Here is an 18,317-nt window from a genome sequence, read left to right as displayed (position 1 = left end):
CCTGCAGGGCACCGTCATCGAAGGGGAGCCGTCGACCTCACTCACTGGGTCGGTCGCGCTCTATCGGGACGCGTTCGCCAGTCTGTGTTCGAAAGCTGGGGTGTCCGTAGCTGAATTCGCAGAGGCGAAGGCGCGATTCTGGACTGACGCATTGAACCGCCGCTTTACGGTGACCGTCACGGGTCAAGACGGCCGTCGCTCCACAACGGAGTACGCGGGGACGCCCGGCCAGCGCGTGAAGGTTATAGACGCTCTGGGGCGACTGCGACCCAAGCCTAGCGCCGCCTAGCGTCGGTCGCGCGTGTCGGTATACGGGCCGGTAGTGTTTCGGCCTCAGGCCGCAGCCCGCACCCTTTCCACGCCCGCCAGCGAATTGGGATCAGCGCGGACGATCTCGACTTCGATCAGATCACCGATCTGCGCATCGGTCATCAGATGGACCGATTGCAGCCAGGGCGACTTGCCGAGCATCTGGCCGGGGAGCTTGCCCTTGCGCTCGATCAGCACATTGCAGGTCTTGCCCAGCGTCGTGGCGTTGAAGGCTGCCTGGTCGCGCGCGATCGCTGCTTGCAGCCGCTGGAGACGCTCGTCCATCACCGGCTCCGGCACGAACCCGTCGGTCATCTCGGCGGCGGGTGTGCCGGGGCGGGGGCTGTATTTGAAGCTGAAGCTCGCAGCGTAGCGCACTTCGTCGATCAGGCTGAGCGTATCGGCGAAGTCCGCTTCCGTCTCGCCGGGGAAGCCGACGATGAAATCGCCCGACAGCGCGATGTCCGGCCGTGCGGCGCGAACGCGTTCGAGCAAGGCGAGATAGGATGCGCGGCTGTGGCTGCGGTTCATCGCCTTGAGGATGCGGTCGCTGCCGGCCTGCACCGGCAGGTGCAGATACGGCATCAATTTTTCGACCTCGGCATGCGCGCGGATCAGCCCTTCGCGCATGTCGTTGGGATGGCTGGTGGTGTAGCGGATGCGGTGCAGCCCCTCGATCCGGTCGAGCGCGCGGATCAGGCCGTGCAGGCCGTTGCCCGCTTCGTCGTCCCACGCATTGACGTTCTGGCCGAGCAGGGTGATCTCGCGCGCGCCGGCATCGACCAGCGCCTTGGCCTCGTCGACGATCGCGTCGAAGGGGCGGCTGATTTCGGCACCGCGGGTATAGGGCACCACGCAATAGGTGCAGAACTTGTCGCAGCCTTCCTGCACGGTGAGGAAGGCCGACGGACTCACCTTTCGCCGCGCGGGCAGCGCGCCGAATTTGGCGGTGGCGGGCATGTCGGTGTCGAGCGCGGCCTTGCCCGAAGCGGCGTCGGCGACCAGCCGGGGCAGATTGTGATAGGCCTGCGGGCCGACGACGACGTCCACCTTGGCACGGCTGACGATCTCGGCGCCCTCGGCCTGCGCGACGCAGCCGGCGACCGCGATCATCGGGTCCTTGCCGTGCTTCCGGAGGCGCCCGATGTCCGAATAGACCTTCTCGGTCGCCTTTTCGCGGATGTGGCAGGTGTTGAGCACGACGAGGTCGGCGGCATTGGCGTCGTCGGTCGGCGTCATGCCCTGCGCGGCCATCAGCTCGCCCATGCGCTCGCCGTCATAGACGTTCATCTGGCAGCCGAACGACTTGACGTGGAAGGTTTTCGGGGTCGGTTTCATTTGGGGTGGGGCTATAGCTGGCTTGATCCTCCCCTGAAAGGGGAGGGGACCGCGCGAGGCGTGGCGGAGGGGGCGTGCCGCAAACTATGTCGCTTGGGGCGACCCCCCTCCACCAGCCTTCGGCTGGTCCCCCTCCCCGTGCCGGGGAGGAACGGCCCGATACCCGATCGCCTCTTCGGCGTAGCGGAACGGGCGCAGCGGGTGGCCGAGCGCCGCGACCAGCGCCTCCTCGATCCGGCGGCGGCTTTCCGCGGCGATCGCCTTGCGGCCGGCGAAGTCGCGCGGATCGAACGGTTCGAGGAAATGGACCTTCAGTTCGAAGCTGCCCTTGCGTGCAAGGATGCGGCGGGCGTTGTTGAGCCCGCGTTCCTGCCCGATCCAGCCTATCTCCTCGCCGGCATCGCCATAATCGAGCAGTACCGGCTGCACCATCACGCCCCGGCGGCGGCGGCTCGAGCACGCGTAGCATCGGCGTCTTGAACGGCAGCAGCGACTTGCCGTCGGTGGTGGTGCCTTCGGGGAAGATCGTGATCGCCCAATTGCCGGCGAGCGCGTCACGCAACTGGTTGATCTGCTCGGCCACGCCCAGCCGGTTCTCGCGTTTGACATAGACGGTGCGGTTCATTCCGGCGAGCCAGCCGACCACGGGGGCGGCGCCGATCTCGGCCTTGGCGACGAACGCAGTGCCGCTCGCCCCGCCCAATGCGAGGATGTCGATCCAGCTCAGATGGTTCGAGACGTAGAAGACGTCGCGCTTGAGCGGCGTGCCGATCTTGACGACGCGCGCGCCGGCGATGCGCGCGGCGTGGCCGAGGAACCAGCGCGGCCAGGGCATGGGCAGGCGCAGCAGCCGCCACAGATAATACATCGGCACATGGGTGAGCACCGCGAGCAGCAGCAAAGCGACGCGGCCCCACATCCGCGCTTTTTCGGAAAGAGTCAGCCGGGTAGTGGCGCCCTCCGCGGCCTCCGCGCGCCGCGGGTTCATCGCTTCAATTCTTCCGGTCGAGCGCGACGCCGTAGAGTTCCATGCGGTGATCGACGAGGCGGAAGCCCAGCCGTTCGGCGATCTGCTTCTGGAGCAATTCGAGTTCGGGGTCGACGAACTCGATCACCTTGCCCGATTCGACGTCGATCAGATGGTCGTGATGCGCTTCGGGCGCGGGCTCGTAGCGTGCGCGGCCGTCGCCGAAATCGTGGCGGTCGAGGATGCCGGCCTCTTCGAACAGGCGCACGGTGCGATAGACCGTGGCGATCGAAATGCCCGGATCGATCGCCGAGGCGCGTTCATAGACCTTCTCGACATCGGGATGGTCTTCGGCATCGGAGAGAACGCGCGCAATCACCTTTCGCTGTTCGGTGATGCGCAGGCCTTTTTCGTGGCACAGGGCTTCGAGATCGATTTTCCGCGGCATGGCGCTGATGTAACGGCAATGCGCGCAAGGGGGAAGAGGGCAGCAAAACGCCGGCCCGGGAGGTTCCCGGGCCGGCGTTTGATTCCCACCCTCGTCGAAGGCGGTAAAGGCTCAGCGCTTGCGGCGCTTGGTGCCCAGGCCGATCTTCTTGGCGAGCGTGCGGCGCTGCTCGGCATAGTTCGGAGCGACCATCGGATAATCGGCCGGAAGATTCCACTTGGCGCGATACTGTTCCGGAGTCATCTGATAGTGCGTCATCAAGTGGCGCTTGAGCATTTTGAGCTTCTTGCCGTCTTCGAGGCAAACGATGAAGTCGGGCTTGATTGAAGAACGGATCGAAACTGCCGGCTCTTGCTTTACTTCGGGCTCCACAGCGGCGCGGCCAAGGCCAGTCAACGCACCGTGAACATTCTGAATAAGCACCGGAAGATCGGAAACTGCAACGCTATTGTTGCTCACATGCGCCGCGACAATATCCGCGGTGAGCGTGATGAGCGTTTCCTGAATGTCAGCTGAACCGTCCATGATGTTCCCTTCGACCCAAATTATCGACGACTATAAATGTCGCCTGCGAGGGCCCTATCGGACCATTACAAACCAAAGGCAAGTCATTAACCTTCAGTTACGAAAAAAATCACGGAAGCTTGCGAGCGTACGTATGAGCGTCAAACGCCAACCCCGTCTTACCTCTATAATAGTTCCTGCGCTCGCCGACCTTCTCGAAACCTTCGCGGCGGTATAGCCGGACGGCATCGTTTCCCGCGCGTACCTCCAGATGGAGCCGGACGACTCCGCGATTATGCGCTTCGGCGATGACTGCACGGAGCAGTGCCCCGGCCACGCCGCGGCGGCGCGCGGCGGGACGCGTCGCCAGCAGCAGCAACTCGGCCTCGTCGAGCGTCGATCGCGCCAGCGCGAAGCCCGCGTCGCTGCCGTCGATGCTGGCGATCACCAGCCATACGCCGGGAAGCGAAAGCATTCCCAGGCATTGCGCGCTGGTCCATGCCTCGCCGAAGCGCGGATCAAAGGCATCCTGCATGATGCGGATGACTTCGGTCAGGTCCTGCGATCCGCCTTCGCGCAACTCGGTGATGTTGAGCGTGCCGCTCATGCAAGACCGCGCTCCGCAAGCGTCCTGGCGTCGGGTGCGCGGCCGTAGATCGGGCGTGCGGGGAGGGCCGTGAATTGAGGCGGGAGCAGCCGGGCGTCCCCCGCGCAGGGGAGTGCCTCGACCCTGTCGAGTCCCGCGTCCAGTGCCGCCAGACGGCGGACCCCGCTGCCGATCGCACGACGATCTCCAAGTGCCGCGAGCGCCGCGGAGGGTATCAGCGACTGGAGCGGACCTTCGGACGAGAGCGGCGACGCCGTGAACGATTGCATGAAGACTTCACCGTGCCCCCCTTCGAGAATCACGGCAAGCGCGGTACATTCCGGATGTGCTTCGAAACCCGCTGCGGCGAGCAATGCGAGCGACGAATAGCCGAAGACTTCCGCTTTCCAGCCGATCGCGAGCCCCAGCGCGGCGGCGAGCCCCACGCGTACGCCGGTAAAGCTGCCCGGGCCGACATCGACGAGGATCCGGGCTGCGCGGCCCTGCCCGGGCAGTGCGCCGATCATCGGCACCAGCCGCTCGGCATGGCCGCGCCCAACGACTTCGTGTGCGCTCGCCAGCACTTCGCTTCCGCGCAGCAGCGCCACCGAACAGGCGGCGGTCGCGGTTTCGATGACGAGCGTGGTCAACGCGTCAGACGACGCGGTTGAACTGGTCGAACTCGGGACGGGGAAGTCGTTCGAAGATGGTGGAGGGGTCGCCATGGCCCAATGTCGAGATGAAGTTGGATTTCACATTGGGCTGATCGCTGAAAAAGGCTGCGTCAACCTTGGCGTTGTCGAATCCCGACATCGGACCCGTATCGAAACCCAGCGCGCGCGCCGCGATGATGAAATAGGCGCCCTGCAGTGAGGAGTTGCGGAAGGCCTGGGTGTAGCGCGCCGCGTCGTCGGGGAACCAGTCTTTCGCGGTCGGCGCGTGCGGGAAGAGCCAGGGGAGATGCTCGTTGAATGCGAGGTCCATCGCGATGATCACTGCGGCGGGCGCCTTGCGGATCTTGGCGGCGTTGGTGTTGCTCGAAAGATCGGCGAGCTTGTCCTTGCTCTCCTGGCTCGTCAGCCAGACGAAGCGCGCGGCCTGCTGGTTGGCAGAGGTCGGACCCATCTTCACCAGATCGTAGATGCGGCGGATGTCCGCCTCGGTGACCGGCGTGTCGTCATAGCCGTTATAGGTGCGCGCGGTACGAAAGATCGTATCCAGCCCCGCATCATCGAGGGGACGGCCCATGTGCAAATCCTTTCAGCGGGAGCGCGGCGCTAGATCGCGCGGACTTCGGTGACTTCGGGAACGTAATATTTGAGCAATTGCTCGATGCCGTTCTTCAGCGTCGCGGTCGAGGAGGGGCAGCCCGAGCAGGCGCCCTGCATCTGGAGATAGACCTTGCCCGCGTCGAAGCCGCGATAGACGATGTCGCCGCCGTCATTGGCGACCGCGGGGCGGATGCGCGTCTCGATCAGCTCGCGGATCTGCGCGACGATCTCGGCATCCTCGGGATTGTCGCCGAAATCGGCGCTTTCGGGCGGAACCGAGAAGCCGGCGGCGGTGCCGGGGTTGAACAAAGGCATGTTCGCCGAGAAATGATCGAGCAGGATTCCCAGCACGTCAGGCTTGAGATCACGCCAGTCGACGCCGGGGCCCGCAGTGACCGAAATGAAGTCACGGCCGAAGAACACGCCGGTCACGTCGCCGAACGCGAACAATGCGCTGGCGAGCGGCGAGGCTTCGGCGTCCTCGGGGGTGGCGAAGTCGCGCGTGCCCGCGTCCATCACCGTGCGTCCGGGGAGGAATTTGAGCGTCGCCGGGTTGGGCGTGGCTTCGGTCTCGATCAGCATGAACGTCATGTGGCGCCTGGGCGCCCGCGGATCAAGCGGCGGGCGGGAAACGAAAGGTTTCGCGCGGACAATCAGTCAGCGTCGTGGTGTGTCGCGCTGCTCACATCGGCATCGTGGCCGCTCTTGTCGCTGAAGAAGGCGGCGGCGAACAATCCGCAGCCGAGCAAGGTGGAGAGAAATACACCCCCGATCGTCGCGAGAATCGCCGAGAGATAGAGTGCGTCGTTGATTGAGAGATACCAGAGCGCGCCGGCGACCATCAGCACTCCGGCCAATGCGATCCACAGCATCATCCGCCGGAACTCGTTCCAGGCCTTGGCATGATCGGTACGCATTGTCGCTCCTTCAAGCACTTAGGTGGGATGCACGGCGTTGCGGTTCAATCGCCGGCGCACATCGCATATCGCATGCCGCAAAGCCGTACACCTGGGCGAAAGGTCCAAGGTGGCATGCGCGGCGGTTCGCCACTAGATGGGTGTCCATGCTTCGTTTCCTGCGGTCTCCGCTCCTCGCCTCGCTCGCGCTCTTCACGCTGGTTCCGGTCTTTCCGGTCCAGGCACAGACCGCCCCCCGGCCAGTCCAGACCGCGGACGATCCGTGGCTCTACAAGGGCAGCGACCTCGTCCATGACGATGCCTGGAAATTCGGGCGGCTTTCGAACGGCCTGCGCTATGCGGTGCGCAAGAACGGCGTGCCGCCGGGCCAGGTCTCGGTGCGCGTGCGGATCGACGCGGGCTCGCTGAACGAGCAGGAGAGCGAGCGCGGCTTCGCGCATCTTCTCGAGCACCTTTCGTTCCGCGGATCGACTTTCGTGCCCGACGGCGAATCGAAGCGGATCTGGCAGCGGCTCGGCGTGACCTTCGGGTCGGATTCGAACGCGAGCACCACCTTCACCCAGACGGTGTACAAGCTCGATCTGCCGACCGCGACGCCGCAGGGACTGGACGAGAGCTTCAAGATCCTCGTCGGAATGATGTCGGCACCGGCGATCACGCAGGTCTCGCTCAATGCCGAGCGTCCGGTGGTGATGGCCGAGGCGCGCGAGCAGCCGGGCGCGCAGGAGCGCCTCCAGGATGCGATGCTGGGGCTGATGTTTGCCGGCCAGCCGGTCGCCAATCGCAAGCCGATCGGCACCACCGCGGCGTTGGCTGCGGCGACGCCCGAGTCGGTCAAGGCGTTCCACGATCGCTGGTACCGCCCCGAAAAGGCCGTGGTGATCGTCATCGGCGACATGGATCCCGCCGTGCTCGAAGCCATGGTGCAAAAGCATTTCGAGGCGTGGAAGGTGGCGGGTCCGACTCCGCAGGCCCCCGACTTCGGCAAGCCTGTCGAAGGCCAGCCGGTCGCCGCGAGCATCGTCGAGCCGGCGGTCCCGCCGCTCGCGATGATGGCGGTCGTGCGGCCCTGGACGGTGTTTTCGGACACGGTGATCTTCAACCAGAAGCGCATGATCGATCTCGTCGCGATCCGGATCATCAACCGGCGGCTCGAATCGAAAGCGCGCTCGGGCGGCAGCTTCGTCGCCGCCGGCGCGGATTTGAGCGACGTCGCGCGCTCGGCCAACGTCACCACCGTCAACGTCATGCCGGTCGGCGCCGATTGGGAGACGGCGCTGCGCGACGTGCGCGGCGTGATCGCCGATGCGCAGACCATCGCGCCCACTCAGGCCGAGATCGACCGCGAAGTCGCCGAGATCGAATCGTCGATGAAACAGCGCATCTCCACCGCGCCGGTCGAATCGGGGATGAAGCTCGCCGACGATCTGGTCGAGGCAGTCGACATCAACGAGACGGTGACCACCCCCGAGGCATCGTACGACATCTTCAAGTCGGCCGTGACCGCGAAGATGTTCACCCCTGAAACCGTACAGGCAGCGTCGAAGCGCGTGTTCCAGGGCACTGCGGTGCGCGCATTGGTCAATACCCACACCCCCGATCCGCAGCTGGTGACCAAGGTTTCCGCGGCGCTCGCGGCCGACGTCGTCGCCAATGGCGCAAAGCGCAAGGCGCTCGGCAACGTCACTTTCGCCCAGCTTCCGAAGCTGGGCGCGCCCGGCAAGGTGGTCAGCCGCACGCCGGCTCTGGCCGAACTCGATATCGAGAAGGTCGTCTTCGCCAACGGCGTCAATCTGCTGATGCGCAAGGATTCGTCCGAAGTCGGCAAGGTCTATGTCAATGTCCGCTTCGGGCGCGGCCTCAACGGCCTGCCCGCCGATCGCCCGAGCCCGGCCTGGGCAGGCGACATGGCATTGGTTGCGGGCGGGGTCGGCAGGTTCGGGCAGGAAGAGCTCGATGCGCTGATCGGCAGGCGCCAGATGGGCTTCGATTTCGATGTGGATTCCGATGCTTTCCGCTTCGCCGGCCAGACCAACAAGGAAGATCTTCCCGATCAGCTGCGCCTGTTCGCGGCCAAGCTCGCGGCGCCCGCCTGGGATCCGAACCCGGTGATCCGCGCCAAGACCGCGATGCTCTCGGGCTATGCCGGCCTCTCCTCGTCGCCCGACGCGGTGCTCGGCCGTGATCTCGAGCGGCTGCTCCATTCGAACGATCCGCGCTGGGGCATTCCTGCGCGCGAGGCGATCGAGGCGACCACCCCGGCGAGCTTCCGCAAATTGTGGGAACCGTTGCTCGCCAGCGGTCCGATCGAAGTCGAAGTGTTCGGCGACATGGATTCCGAAGCGACGATCAAGGCAGTCGGCGAGACCTTCGGCGCGATGAAGCCGCGGCCCGCCGGCACCGCGCCTGCGCCGGCGGTCACTTTCCCGGCGCATGTCGACAAGCCGGTCGTGCGCACGCACACCGGCAAGGCCGAGCAGGCCGCCGCGGTGATCGCCTGGCCCACCGGCGGCGGCAGCGCCGGCATCACCGAGAGCCGCAAGCTCGACGTGCTTGCCGCCATCTTCCGAGACAGGCTGATCGATCAGCTCCGCAGCCAGGCGGGCGTGAGCTATTCGCCCAACGTCGCCAGCCAGTGGCCGCTCGGGCTCGCATCGGGCGGCAAGCTGATCGCATTGGGCATGGTCCCGCCCGACAAGACCGATTTCTTCTTCGAGCTCGCGCGCGGGATCGCCGCCGACCTGATCGCCAAGCCGGTCGACGCCGACGAACTCGATCGCGCGCTGACGCCGATCAAGCAGCAGCTCATTCGCCAGTCGAGCGGCAACATGTTCTGGATGCGGCTGGTCGAGGGCGGATCCTATGATCCCGCGCGGATCGCGGCGGTCAATACGCTGGCCCGCGACATCGCGACGACTTCGCCCGCCGAGGTCCAGGCGCTTGCCGCCAAATATCTCCGCCCGGACAAGGACTGGACGATGATCGTGGTGCCCGAAGCTGGGGCGAAGTAGGCGGACCTCTAATGCTCCTAATGCTCCCCTCCCTGCAAGGGAGGGCTGGGGGTGGGTGCGAGCGATAGCGAGCCCTTCCACAGCATCTCGTCAAAAAGAAAAGCCCGGGCATCGAGCCCGGCCTTTTCTTACCCACCCCTGACCCCTCCCTAAAAGGAGGGGAAAACGATGCCTCAATACAGCGCGTCGAGCCTTTCCCCGTACACTTGCTTCAGCACGTGGCGGCGGATCTTCAGGCTGGGTGTCAGTTGCTCGTTCTCGATCGTGAACGGTTCGTCGGCGACGATGAATTTTCGCACGCGCTCGATCACCGAAAGATCCTTGTTCACGCGCTCGACCGCGTGGCCCAGCGCCGCCTTGAAGTCGGGATCATGTGCCAAATCCTTGAAGTGGCACGGCGTCGCGGTGTGCGCGCACCATTCGGCGGTCCATTCGGGATCGGGGACGATCACTGCGGTCATATAGGGTTTCTTGTCGCCGGCGATCATCGCCTGGACGATCTCGGGCTGGAGGGTCAGCATCCCCTCCACCTTCTGCGGCGAGACGTTGTCGCCCTTGTCGTTGACGATGATGTCCTTCTTGCGGTCGGTGATCTTGATCCGGCCCTTCTCGTCGATCAGGCCGATATCGCCGGTATGGAGCCAGCCCTCCTTCAGGACGCGCTTCGTCTCCTCGTCGTTACGCCAATAGCCGTGCATGACCAGCTCGCCGCGGACGAGGATTTCGCCGTCCTCGGCGATCTTGACCTCGACGCCCGCGAGCGGCGGACCCACCGTGTCCATCTTGAGGCCCGCGCTCGGCCGGTTGCACGAGATCACCGGCGCCGCCTCGGTCTGGCCATAGCCCTGGAGAAAGGTCAGGCCGAGCGACTGGAAGAAGATGCCGACCTCCGGGTTGAGCGGCGCGCCGCCTGAGACCATCGCCTTCATCCGCCCGCCGAAGCGCTTCGAGATCTTGGGCAGCAAGGTCGCCTTGAGGATCAGGTTCATCGGCTGGTCCTGGATCGGCACGCCGCCCGCCGCGCGCTTGCCGCCGATCGCGACGGCGCGGTCGAGCAGATAGGCCGATAGCCTGCCCTGCTTCTCGACCGCCTTGCTGATCCGCGTGCGCAGCACTTCGAACAGCCGCGGTACCACCACCATGATCGTCGGCCGGACTTCCTCGATGTTCGAGGCGAGCTTCTCCAGTCCTTCGGAATAATAGATCTCGGCGCCCAGCCCGATCGGGAAATGCTGCCCGCCGGTATGCTCATAAGCGTGGGAGAGAGGCAGGAACGAGAGGAACACTTCGTCCTCCCAGCCGAAATCCTCCGAGATGATCGTGCAGCAGCCGTCTACATTGTGCAGGATCGCCCCGTGATGCTGCATCACGCCGCGCGGGGAACCGCCGGTGCCGCTGGTGTAGATCAGGCAGGCCAGGTCCTCGCGCTTGAAGTCCACTTTGGCGGCGAAGGCATCGGGGTCGACGGGGTGGCGGGCGATCAGGTCCTTCCAGTCGTGGAAGTCCATCGTCCCCGATTGCCCGACGCGGACCTCGTCGATTCCGATCACCATCCGTGCCGAGGACGAGCGGAGCGCGGCGGGAAGCAGCGTCCTGGCGAGCTTGGTGTTCGAGACCACGATCGCACAGGCGCCCGAATTCTCGATGATGTGCTGGTGATCGCGCTCGGTGTTGGTGGTGTAGGTCGGCACCGTCACGCAGCCCGCGGCCATGATCGCGAGATCGGTGATGCAGAATTCCGGCCGGTTCTCGGAGACCAGCATCACGCGATCGCCGTTCTTCAGCCCCAGCGCCTGCAGCGCGGTGGCGAGGCTGGCGACCCGGCGCGCCGCCTCGGCCCAGCTCGTCGGCTGCCATGCGCCGTCGGCCTTGTGCCAGAGGAACGGCTTGTCGCCCTTCTCCCGCGCCCGGGAAAAGAACATCTGAACCAGATTGTCGAACCGTTCGAGCTTTCGCATCATTCTCCCCTTGGGCGCCGCTTGGTGCGGCGTCCCGCTTATTCGGATGGACGGTTGGGGCGGGGCCCCACACGCCGGATCTCGCTCACGCTGCCGTCCTGAGCCATCACAACGCCTTCGCTGCGCGGATCGGCCCCGCCGGTCCAGCGTCCGCCGACGCGCTCGATGGCGTTGGCCTTGAGCCCGAGCTGCGCCGCCTGCACTTTCTCACCCAGCGCCTCGAGCGCCGGGATCATCGCTTCGCGCTCGGTGCCCTTCTCGATCACTGCGACCTGACCCGGCGCATAGATCAGTCCGAGCGCAATCGAATCCTGCGCCGGGAGTTTCCAGTCGACGACACCGATGATCGCCTTGGCGACCTGCGCGATGATCGTCGATCCGCCCGCCGCGCCGACCGCGAGGCGCACTTCGCCGTTCGGGGCATAAACGATCGAAGGTGCCATTGAGCTGCGTGGGCGCTTGCCGCCCTCGACACGATTGGCGACCAGATAGCCGTCCTTCACCGGAACGATGTCGAAATCGGTGAGTTCGTTGTTGAGCATCGTGCCGTCGACCGCCAGCCCCGAGCCGAATCCCCCCTCGATCGTCGTCGTCACCTGCGCGACGTTGCCCGCGCCGTCAGCGACCGAGAGTGAGGTCGTGCCCGGCACTTCGCTGGTCGGCGCGCGGATCCGCGCCGGTGCCCCCGGAGGCGTGCCGGCGGTGACGTTGGTCATGCTCGTGGTCGCGCTGATCAGAGCGGAACGGCGGGCGATATATTTCGGATCGAGCAACCCCTTGAGCGGGATCTCCACGAAATCGGGATCGCCGAGATACATGTCGCGATCGGCATAAGCGAGCCGCGAGCTCTCGGCGAAAAGATGCCAGGCGACGGGCGAGTCCTTGCCGAGCTTCGCCATGTCGAAACGCTCGAGCTGCTTGAGGATCATCAGCACTGCGATGCCGCCCGACGAGGGCGGGCCCATCGAGCAGATCCTGTGCTTGCGATAGCTGCCGCACAGCACCGGCCGCTCCTTCGCGGTATAGGAGGCGAGATCGCCGAGGGTCATCTTCGACGGATTGCGCGGGGCGTTGTTGACCGTATCGACGAGCTTCCGTGCCTGCGGACCGACATAGAAACTGTCGGGACCGAGCTTGGCGACGCGCTCCAGCAAGGCCGCCTGATCGGGATTGCGCGCAGTCGCGCCCGCCGCCAGCGGCTTGCCGTCGGCGCCGGCATAGATCGCGCGGACGGCCGGATCGACATGGCGGGCATAGGAATTGAGCGCATTGTTGAGGCGCGGCGAGACGACGAAGCCGTCGCGCGCCAGCCGGATCGCGGGCGCGAACAGGGCCGCCCAGGGCAGCTTCCCGCCGCGCTGATGCGCCAGCGCCATCGCGCGCAGCGTACCCGGCACCCCGACGCTGCGGCCGCCGGGCACGGCGTCGGAGTGGCTGAGCGGCTTGCCGTCTGGGCCGAAGAACCAGCGCGGATCGGCTGCCATCGGCGCCGCCTCGCGGCCATCGACCGTGGTGGTCGCCTTTTTCTTCGCATCATACTGGACGAAGAAGGCGCCGCCGCCGATGCCCGCACTTTGCGGCTCGACCACGTTCAAGGCCAGCATCGTCGCGATCGCCGCGTCGGTGGCGGTCCCGCCCTTGCGGAGGATCTCGACTCCCGCCGCCGCGGCGCGCGGATCGGCGGCACTCACGACCCCCTGCGCCATGGCGGCGAAGGGCACGAACAGGGCTATCAGCAGCGCGACCAGTTTCTTCATTGTGCCAGCCGTAGCGGGCTTTGGCCGGACGGCAAAGACGCTACGTCAGCGCATCCCGGCAAGGATGTCGTGGACCAGACCCGGACCCTTGTAGACCAGCGCGCTATAGATCTGCACCAGCACTGCGCCCGCATCGAGGCGGCGCTTCGTCTCGTCGGCACTGTCGATCCCGCCGGCGGAGATCAACGGCAGCGCGCCGCCGCTCGCCTCGCGCGCCTCGACCAGTTTCGCGCGTGCCAGCTCGCGCAGCGGCGCGCCCGAAAGCCCACCCGTCTCGGTCGCGAAGCTGGAGCGCAGGCTCCCGGGCCGCGAGATGGTGGTGTTCGATACGATCAGCGCATCGATGCGATTGTCCATCGCCGCCCGGATCGCGCCTTCGACACCCGCGCGGTCGAGATCGGGTGCGATCTTGAGGAACAGGGGCGTTTTGTCGCGTGCCGCGTCGCAGGCGGCGAGCAATTCATCGAGCGCCGGGCGCGACTGGAGATCGCGCAAGCCCGGCGTGTTGGGCGAGCTGACGTTGATCGTGATGTAATCGGCATGCGGCGCGGCCTTGCGGACGCCTTCGGCATAATCCGTAACGCGGTCGGCCGAATCCTTGTTGGCGCCGACATTGATGCCGAGCACCCCCGCGCGCCGCTTCAACGTGCCGACCCGCGCGAGCGCGGCATCGATGCCGTCATTGTTGAACCCCATCCGGTTGATCACCGCTTCGTCCTCGACGAGCCGGAACAGCCGCGGCTTGGGATTGCCCGGCTGCGGACGCGGGGTCAGCGTTCCCACCTCGACCGCGCCGAAGCCGAGCCCGAGCAGCCCCGGCACTGCCTCGGCATTCTTGTCGAGCCCCGCCGCGAGCCCAACCGGATTGGGGAAGTCGATCCCGGCGAGCCGCACGCGAAGCGATTCATCCAATACGGATTTTGCCGCGAAGGGAGCACCGATACTTCCCCACGCCCGCAAAGCGGCGATCGTGGCGCGGTGCGCGGTTTCGGGGTCCAGCGCGAACAAAGCGGATCGGAACGGATAGGCCATGGCGCTCGCCTTCGCATCGAGAAGGCCGAACGTCAAAAACTTCGGATGTAACGTTAAACCCTTCGGATGTGTCGAATCCGTCCAATACGTAGTCCTACGGGTGGGCTAGTCAGGCGTTGCGACCCGAGGGGTTTCCGCTTCAACGGGGGGAACCCTTTCCACTGGCCCGGCTGGGTAACCGGTCGGGCCACTTTTATCCGGGCCCCGCACCCGCTATAGACGCCCAGCAGACACAGATTCTCGGGATGGGGGCTCGAGTCGTAAATGCGGGGTGCAACCATAAGAAAACCCATCGTTACCGACATGGGCGCTGAGAATGCGCCGGCGGTGACGATCAAAATGAAGCCGGCCAAGGGTCGGCTGCTTCCGCATGTCGATTCCTATTATCTTTTCCGCGCCGGCGAGGGCGAGCTCGAAGGGCCCGAACGCGTCGATATCGGCCATATCCGCTTTCTGATCCGGGGCGAGGGCGAAATGACCTTCCCCGACGGGCATGTCGAACCGCTCAAGCCGATCATGGTCGCCGGCCCCGGCACCGCCGCGGCCAGCTATCGGATGCGCGGGCCCGTGCTCTGTTTCGGCGTCGTCCTGCGCGCGATCGGCTGGAAGGCGCTGATCGGCATTCCCGCGCACAAGGTCACCGATCACATCATCGACGGCGAGAAATTGTTCTGCGAGCGCGCGCCGAGATTGCTCGAGCAGCTGCGTGATATGACCGAGCTCGACGACATGATCGGGGCGATCGCGCCGCAGCTGATCATGCGGCAGGAGGAAGTGAAGCCGGTTCCCGAGCCGCATTTCCCCTTTCTCAGCCGGGTGCGCGAATGGGCGGCGAGCGAGGATCCGACGATCGACGCGCTCTATGCCACGATCGAGGAGACCAGCGGGCTCGGCGAACGCCAGGTCCAGCGCCTGTGCCTCGAATATTTCGGCGGGCCGCCGACCAAGCTCAAGCGCAAGTTCCGCGCGATCCGGGCGGCGATGCAGATCTTCCAGGGCGCGCCGCTCAGCGACGTGCTCGGGCCCTTCTCCGATCAGTCGCACATGATCAACGAGATCAAGCATTTCACCGGCTACACGCCTACCAGCCTGCGCGGGAGCAGCGATCCGACGCTGGCGCTGACGCTGAAGAACGAGGAATTGCACTTCCTGCCGGATGTGATCCCCGAGCCGGTTGACCTTCGCGGCAACTAGGCCCATCTGCAATCGGATAGAATCGTTCCGATTGCGAGTAAATGCGTCTTTCGAGCCTTGCCGACTATGCCGTAGTGATGATGGCCGCCGCCGCGCGCCATTGCGGCGCGTCGTGCCGCTTGAACGCGACGTCGCTCGCCGAAGAGACCGGACTGCCGCTCCCGACCGTGCAGAAGCTGGTGAGCAAGCTCGCCGCCGCCGGGCTGATCGAGAGCGCGCGCGGCACCGGCGGCGGCTTCCGCCTCGCGCGGCCCCCCGCGGCGATCACCGTCGCCGACATCGTCGAGGCGATCGAGGGCCCGATCGCACTCACGGCGTGTGTCGACAATGGCAAGCATGATTGCGCGGTCGAGGGCGCGTGCCGCGTCAAACCGCATTGGAATGCCGTCAACGGCGCCGTAAAGGGCGCGCTCGCGGGCATCACGCTCTCCCAACTTTCCGCTGCTCCGGCTCCGGCCGGGGCGCAGCATCCCGAGTCCGCTGACCGGGTCCCGGCGCTTGCCGGGGAACAGGTGTAACATGGCCACGAAGAATGCCGAGGCGCTCGCCGCCGCGAACAAGAAATACGAATGGGGGTTCTCCTCCGACATCGAGCAGGAGTTCGCGCCCAAGGGGCTGAGCGAAGACACCGTCCGCTACATCTCGGCCAAGAAGAACGAGCCCGAATGGATGCTCGACTGGCGCCTGAAGGCGTTCCGCATGTGGCAGGAGATGGAGCTTCCGCAATGGGCGAAGCTGCAGATCCCGCACATCGACTATCAGGACGCCTATTATTACGCCGAGCCGAAGGCGAAGAAGACGATCGGCAGCCTCGACGAGCTCGATCCCGAGATCCTGCGCGTCTATGAGAAGCTCGGCATCCCGATCGAGGAGCAGAAGGTTCTCGCCGGCGTCGAGGGCGCGCGGAAAGTCGCGGTCGACGCGGTGTTCGACAGCGTCTCGGTCGCGACCACCTTCCGCGAGGAATTGAAGGCCGCGGGGGTCATCTTCCTGTCGATCTCGGAAGCGATCCGCGAATATCCCGAGCTGGTGAAGAAGTGGCTCGGCAAGGTCGTGCCCCAGCGCGACAATTTCTTCTCGGCATTGAATTCCGCGGTCTTCTCCGACGGCACCTTCGTCTACGTGCCCGAGGGCGTGCGCTGCCCGATGGAGCTGAGCACCTATTTCCGCATCAATGCCGAGAATACCGGCCAGTTCGAGCGTACCCTGATCGTCGCCGACAAGGGGAGCTACGTCTCCTATCTCGAAGGCTGCACTGCGCCGATGCGCGACGAGAACCAGCTCCACGCGGCAGTGGTCGAGCTGGTGGCGCTCGACGATGCCGAGATCAAATATTCGACCGTGCAGAACTGGTATCCCGGCGACGAGAACGGCAAGGGCGGCATCTTCAATTTCGTGACCAAGCGCGCTTTGTGCGCGGGGACGAACTCGAAAGTCAGCTGGACCCAGGTCGAGACCGGCAGCGCGATCACCTGGAAATACCCCTCGTGCATCCTGCAGGGCGACGGCTCGGTCGGCGAATTCTATTCGGTCGCGGTCACCAACGGCCGCCAGCAGGCCGATACCGGCACCAAGATGCTCCATCTCGGCAAGAACACGCGCTCGACGATCGTGTCGAAGGGCATCAGCGCCGGCCGCAGCGACAATACCTATCGCGGCAAGGTGCTCGTCCAGGCGGGCGCCGAGAATGTCCGCAACTTCACCCAGTGCGACAGCCTGCTCCTCGGCGACCAGTGCGGCGCGCACACCGTGCCCTATATCGAAGTGAAGAACCCCAGTGCGCAGATCGAGCACGAGGCGACCACGTCGAAGATCAGCGAGGACCAGCTGTTCTACGCGATGCAGCGCGGACTCGACCAGGAGGCCGCGGTGGCGCTGATCGTCAACGGCTTCGCGCGCGAAGTGCTCAAGCAGCTGCCGATGGAATTCGCGGTGGAAGCGCAGAAATTGCTGGGGATCTCGCTGGAGGGCTCGGTCGGGTGAGCCACCCTTTGGACAAGGGCTGGAACAAAAAAGCCCCTCCCCTTCAGGGGAGGGGTTTGGGGTGGGGGCTGTCCATCGAGCGGATCCAATGGCTTCAGAAGCGCGCCGCCGAAATGCGCCGCAATCCGACCGAGCCCGAGAAGCGGCTGTGGCGCCACCTGTCGAATTCGCAGCTCGCGGGGCATAAGTTCCGTCGACAGGCAGTGATCGGACCGTTCATCGCCGATTTCCTGTGCCCGCAGTCCGGTCTTATCGTCGAAGTCGATGGCGACACGCACGACGGCACGAAGGATCGGTTGCGTGACGATTGGCTTGGGGAGCATGGCTATCACGTCGTGCGCGTGACCAACCTTGACGTGATGGCGAACATAGAAGGGGTGATGCGCGTCATCGCATCTGCGGTGAATGCCGCACCCAGCCGATGGAACAGCCCCCACCCCAACCCCTCCCCTGAAGGGGAGGGGCTTGAAATCGTGGCCCGATGATCCCCTTCGCTCTCCTCCTTCTCGCGCAGGACGTGCCTGCCGCGCCACCTCCTGCCGAGGGGCAGGAGGAAGAGATCGTCGTGCGTGCGCAGTTTGGGCTCACGACGATGCTGTTCGACAAGGGCGCCGACGGCAAGCTGCGCAATTGCCGGATCATGGTCTCCAGCGGCAGCCAGAAGCGCGACACAAGTGCCTGCCAGGCGACGCCGGTCTGCTATGCCAAGACCGCGGACGAAGTGACCGATTGCCGCGCGATGACTTTCCTCGAACTGGCATCGGCCGCGACGCCGGGCGAGGCGCGTCCCGAAGGTGCCGGGGTGCCGCGTGCCTTCACGCTGCCCAAGCTCACCGATCCGAAGCCGACGCTCGCGCCGGGTCAGGCCGGTCCGCTGGGCCTCTCCGAACCGAGCCGCGAGACCGAGCGCCAGCGCGTCAAGCTGCCGCCGTTGCCCAAGCCGCCCTCGGACGGTCCGGTCGTCCATTTCGGGCCGGCGAAGGAGGCCGGCGAATGAGCTTTATGCGCAGTCGGCGCCGTGCAAGCATCGCGCGGGCAGGGG

17 protein-coding genes and 1 pseudogene are annotated in these 18,317 nt (G+C 65.5%); 6 read left to right on the top strand and 12 right to left on the bottom strand.

Going from position 1 to position 18,317, the window contains the following annotated elements; translation table 11 throughout:
- Positions 1–333: 333 nt before the first annotated feature.
- From miaB to BR78_RS0112565, 9 genes and pseudogenes are all read right to left on the bottom strand, one after another.
- Positions 334–1,647, bottom strand: coding sequence for a tRNA (N6-isopentenyl adenosine(37)-C2)-methylthiotransferase MiaB (miaB, locus tag BR78_RS0112605; RefSeq protein WP_081855765.1), 1,314 nt, complete (start codon positions 1,645–1,647; stop codon positions 334–336).
- 84 nt (positions 1,648–1,731) lie between these two features.
- A pseudogene (locus BR78_RS20530) lies at positions 1,732–2,566 on the bottom strand (lysophospholipid acyltransferase family protein).
- Between the two features lie 73 nt (positions 2,567–2,639).
- Positions 2,640–3,062, bottom strand: a complete 423-nt coding sequence (locus BR78_RS0112595; protein WP_025561183.1) for a Fur family transcriptional regulator — start codon at positions 3,060–3,062, stop codon at positions 2,640–2,642.
- 111 nt (positions 3,063–3,173) lie between these two features.
- Positions 3,174–3,587, bottom strand: a complete 414-nt coding sequence (locus tag BR78_RS0112590) for a MucR family transcriptional regulator (protein WP_029936620.1) — start codon at positions 3,585–3,587, stop codon at positions 3,174–3,176.
- 109 nt (positions 3,588–3,696) lie between these two features.
- Positions 3,697–4,173, bottom strand: coding sequence for a ribosomal protein S18-alanine N-acetyltransferase (gene rimI, locus BR78_RS0112585; RefSeq protein ID WP_025561037.1), 477 nt, complete (start codon positions 4,171–4,173; stop codon positions 3,697–3,699).
- A complete protein-coding gene (gene tsaB / locus BR78_RS0112580; protein ID WP_025561038.1) occupies positions 4,170–4,802 on the bottom strand; it encodes a tRNA (adenosine(37)-N6)-threonylcarbamoyltransferase complex dimerization subunit type 1 TsaB in 633 nt (210 codons plus the stop codon). Before tsaB ends, rimI begins: the two co-directional genes overlap by 4 nt.
- Positions 4,803–4,806: 4 nt before the next feature.
- On the bottom strand, positions 4,807–5,400 hold the full coding sequence (locus BR78_RS0112575; RefSeq protein ID WP_025561039.1) for a malonic semialdehyde reductase: 594 nt from the start codon (positions 5,398–5,400) through the stop codon (positions 4,807–4,809).
- A 29-nt stretch (positions 5,401–5,429) separates the two neighbouring features.
- Entirely contained in the window at positions 5,430–6,005 is a 576-nt protein-coding gene (locus BR78_RS0112570; RefSeq protein WP_025561040.1) for a NifU family protein, read from the bottom strand.
- A gap of 71 nt (positions 6,006–6,076) precedes the next feature.
- Complete coding sequence (locus BR78_RS0112565) at positions 6,077–6,340, bottom strand: hypothetical protein (protein WP_025561041.1); 264 nt, start codon at positions 6,338–6,340, stop codon at positions 6,077–6,079.
- Between the two features lie 146 nt (positions 6,341–6,486).
- On the opposite strand from BR78_RS0112565, the gene BR78_RS0112560 reads away from it, so the two are divergent.
- Positions 6,487–9,351: a M16 family metallopeptidase gene (locus BR78_RS0112560; RefSeq protein ID WP_025561042.1), complete on the top strand. Its 2,865-nt coding sequence runs from the start codon at positions 6,487–6,489 to the stop codon at positions 9,349–9,351.
- 173 nt (positions 9,352–9,524) lie between these two features.
- On the opposite strand, the gene BR78_RS0112555 is transcribed toward BR78_RS0112560, so the two are convergent.
- From BR78_RS0112555 to BR78_RS0112545, 3 genes are read right to left on the bottom strand one after another with little or no spacing between them, the layout of a single operon-like run.
- Positions 9,525–11,309, bottom strand: a complete 1,785-nt coding sequence (locus tag BR78_RS0112555; protein WP_025561043.1) for an AMP-dependent synthetase/ligase — start codon at positions 11,307–11,309, stop codon at positions 9,525–9,527.
- Between the two features lie 38 nt (positions 11,310–11,347).
- Positions 11,348–13,066: a gamma-glutamyltransferase gene (gene ggt / locus BR78_RS0112550; RefSeq protein ID WP_025561044.1), complete on the bottom strand. Its 1,719-nt coding sequence runs from the start codon at positions 13,064–13,066 to the stop codon at positions 11,348–11,350.
- Positions 13,067–13,111: 45 nt separating this feature from the next.
- Entirely contained in the window at positions 13,112–14,098 is a 987-nt protein-coding gene (locus BR78_RS0112545; RefSeq protein WP_025561210.1) for a quinone-dependent dihydroorotate dehydrogenase, read from the bottom strand.
- 303 nt (positions 14,099–14,401) lie between these two features.
- Here BR78_RS0112545 and BR78_RS0112540 point away from each other — a divergent pair, with 303 nt between their 5' ends.
- The 5 genes from BR78_RS0112540 to BR78_RS0112520 are packed head-to-tail and all read left to right on the top strand — an operon-like array spanning position 14,402 to position 18,272.
- Complete coding sequence (locus BR78_RS0112540) at positions 14,402–15,292, top strand: AraC family transcriptional regulator (RefSeq protein ID WP_025561209.1); 891 nt, start codon at positions 14,402–14,404, stop codon at positions 15,290–15,292.
- 41 nt (positions 15,293–15,333) lie between these two features.
- Complete coding sequence (locus tag BR78_RS0112535) at positions 15,334–15,810, top strand: SUF system Fe-S cluster assembly regulator (RefSeq protein ID WP_025561207.1); 477 nt, start codon at positions 15,334–15,336, stop codon at positions 15,808–15,810.
- 1 nt (position 15,811) lies between these two features.
- The gene (gene sufB, locus BR78_RS0112530) at positions 15,812–17,275 is read left to right on the top strand and encodes a Fe-S cluster assembly protein SufB (RefSeq protein WP_029936619.1); all 1,464 of its coding nucleotides are present in this window, start codon (positions 15,812–15,814) and stop codon (positions 17,273–17,275) included.
- Positions 17,276–17,283: 8 nt separating this feature from the next.
- The gene (locus BR78_RS0112525) at positions 17,284–17,760 is read left to right on the top strand and encodes an endonuclease domain-containing protein (protein WP_231478254.1); all 477 of its coding nucleotides are present in this window, start codon (positions 17,284–17,286) and stop codon (positions 17,758–17,760) included.
- Positions 17,757–18,272 (top strand): hypothetical protein, encoded by a 516-nt coding sequence (locus tag BR78_RS0112520; RefSeq protein ID WP_029936617.1) that lies wholly within the window; start codon positions 17,757–17,759, stop codon positions 18,270–18,272. Before BR78_RS0112525 ends, BR78_RS0112520 begins: the two co-directional genes overlap by 4 nt.
- Positions 18,273–18,317 lie beyond the last annotated feature (45 nt).

Source organism: Sphingomonas sp. UNC305MFCol5.2, assembly GCF_000712135.1.
Taxonomy (GTDB): Bacteria; Pseudomonadota; Alphaproteobacteria; order Sphingomonadales; family Sphingomonadaceae; genus Sphingomonas.
This window is presented reverse-complemented; position numbering and strand designations above follow the sequence as displayed.

Bases quoted from the DNA above. Each gene is read 5' to 3' on its own strand.
- BR78_RS0112545 (WP_025561210.1), bottom strand. From the start codon at position 14,098: ATGGCCTATCCGTTCCGATCCGCTTTGTTCGCGCTGGACCCCGAAACC.
- BR78_RS0112555 (WP_025561043.1), bottom strand. From the start codon at position 11,309: ATGCGAAAGCTCGAACGGTTCGACAATCTGGTTCAGATGTTCTTTTCC.
- miaB (WP_081855765.1), bottom strand. From the start codon at position 1,647: ATGAAACCGACCCCGAAAACCTTCCACGTCAAGTCGTTCGGCTGCCAG.
- BR78_RS0112590 (WP_029936620.1), bottom strand. From the start codon at position 3,587: ATGGACGGTTCAGCTGACATTCAGGAAACGCTCATCACGCTCACCGCG.
- rimI (WP_025561037.1), bottom strand. From the start codon at position 4,173: ATGAGCGGCACGCTCAACATCACCGAGTTGCGCGAAGGCGGATCGCAG.
- BR78_RS0112570 (WP_025561040.1), bottom strand. From the start codon at position 6,005: ATGCTGATCGAGACCGAAGCCACGCCCAACCCGGCGACGCTCAAATTC.
- BR78_RS0112520 (WP_029936617.1), top strand. From the start codon at position 17,757: ATGATCCCCTTCGCTCTCCTCCTTCTCGCGCAGGACGTGCCTGCCGCG.
- BR78_RS0112540 (WP_025561209.1), top strand. From the start codon at position 14,402: ATGGGCGCTGAGAATGCGCCGGCGGTGACGATCAAAATGAAGCCGGCC.
- ggt (WP_025561044.1), bottom strand. From the start codon at position 13,066: ATGAAGAAACTGGTCGCGCTGCTGATAGCCCTGTTCGTGCCCTTCGCC.
- BR78_RS0112535 (WP_025561207.1), top strand. From the start codon at position 15,334: ATGCGTCTTTCGAGCCTTGCCGACTATGCCGTAGTGATGATGGCCGCC.
- BR78_RS0112575 (WP_025561039.1), bottom strand. From the start codon at position 5,400: ATGGGCCGTCCCCTCGATGATGCGGGGCTGGATACGATCTTTCGTACC.
- BR78_RS0112595 (WP_025561183.1), bottom strand. From the start codon at position 3,062: ATGCCGCGGAAAATCGATCTCGAAGCCCTGTGCCACGAAAAAGGCCTG.
- sufB (WP_029936619.1), top strand. From the start codon at position 15,812: ATGGCCACGAAGAATGCCGAGGCGCTCGCCGCCGCGAACAAGAAATAC.
- BR78_RS0112560 (WP_025561042.1), top strand. From the start codon at position 6,487: ATGCTTCGTTTCCTGCGGTCTCCGCTCCTCGCCTCGCTCGCGCTCTTC.
- BR78_RS0112565 (WP_025561041.1), bottom strand. From the start codon at position 6,340: ATGCGTACCGATCATGCCAAGGCCTGGAACGAGTTCCGGCGGATGATG.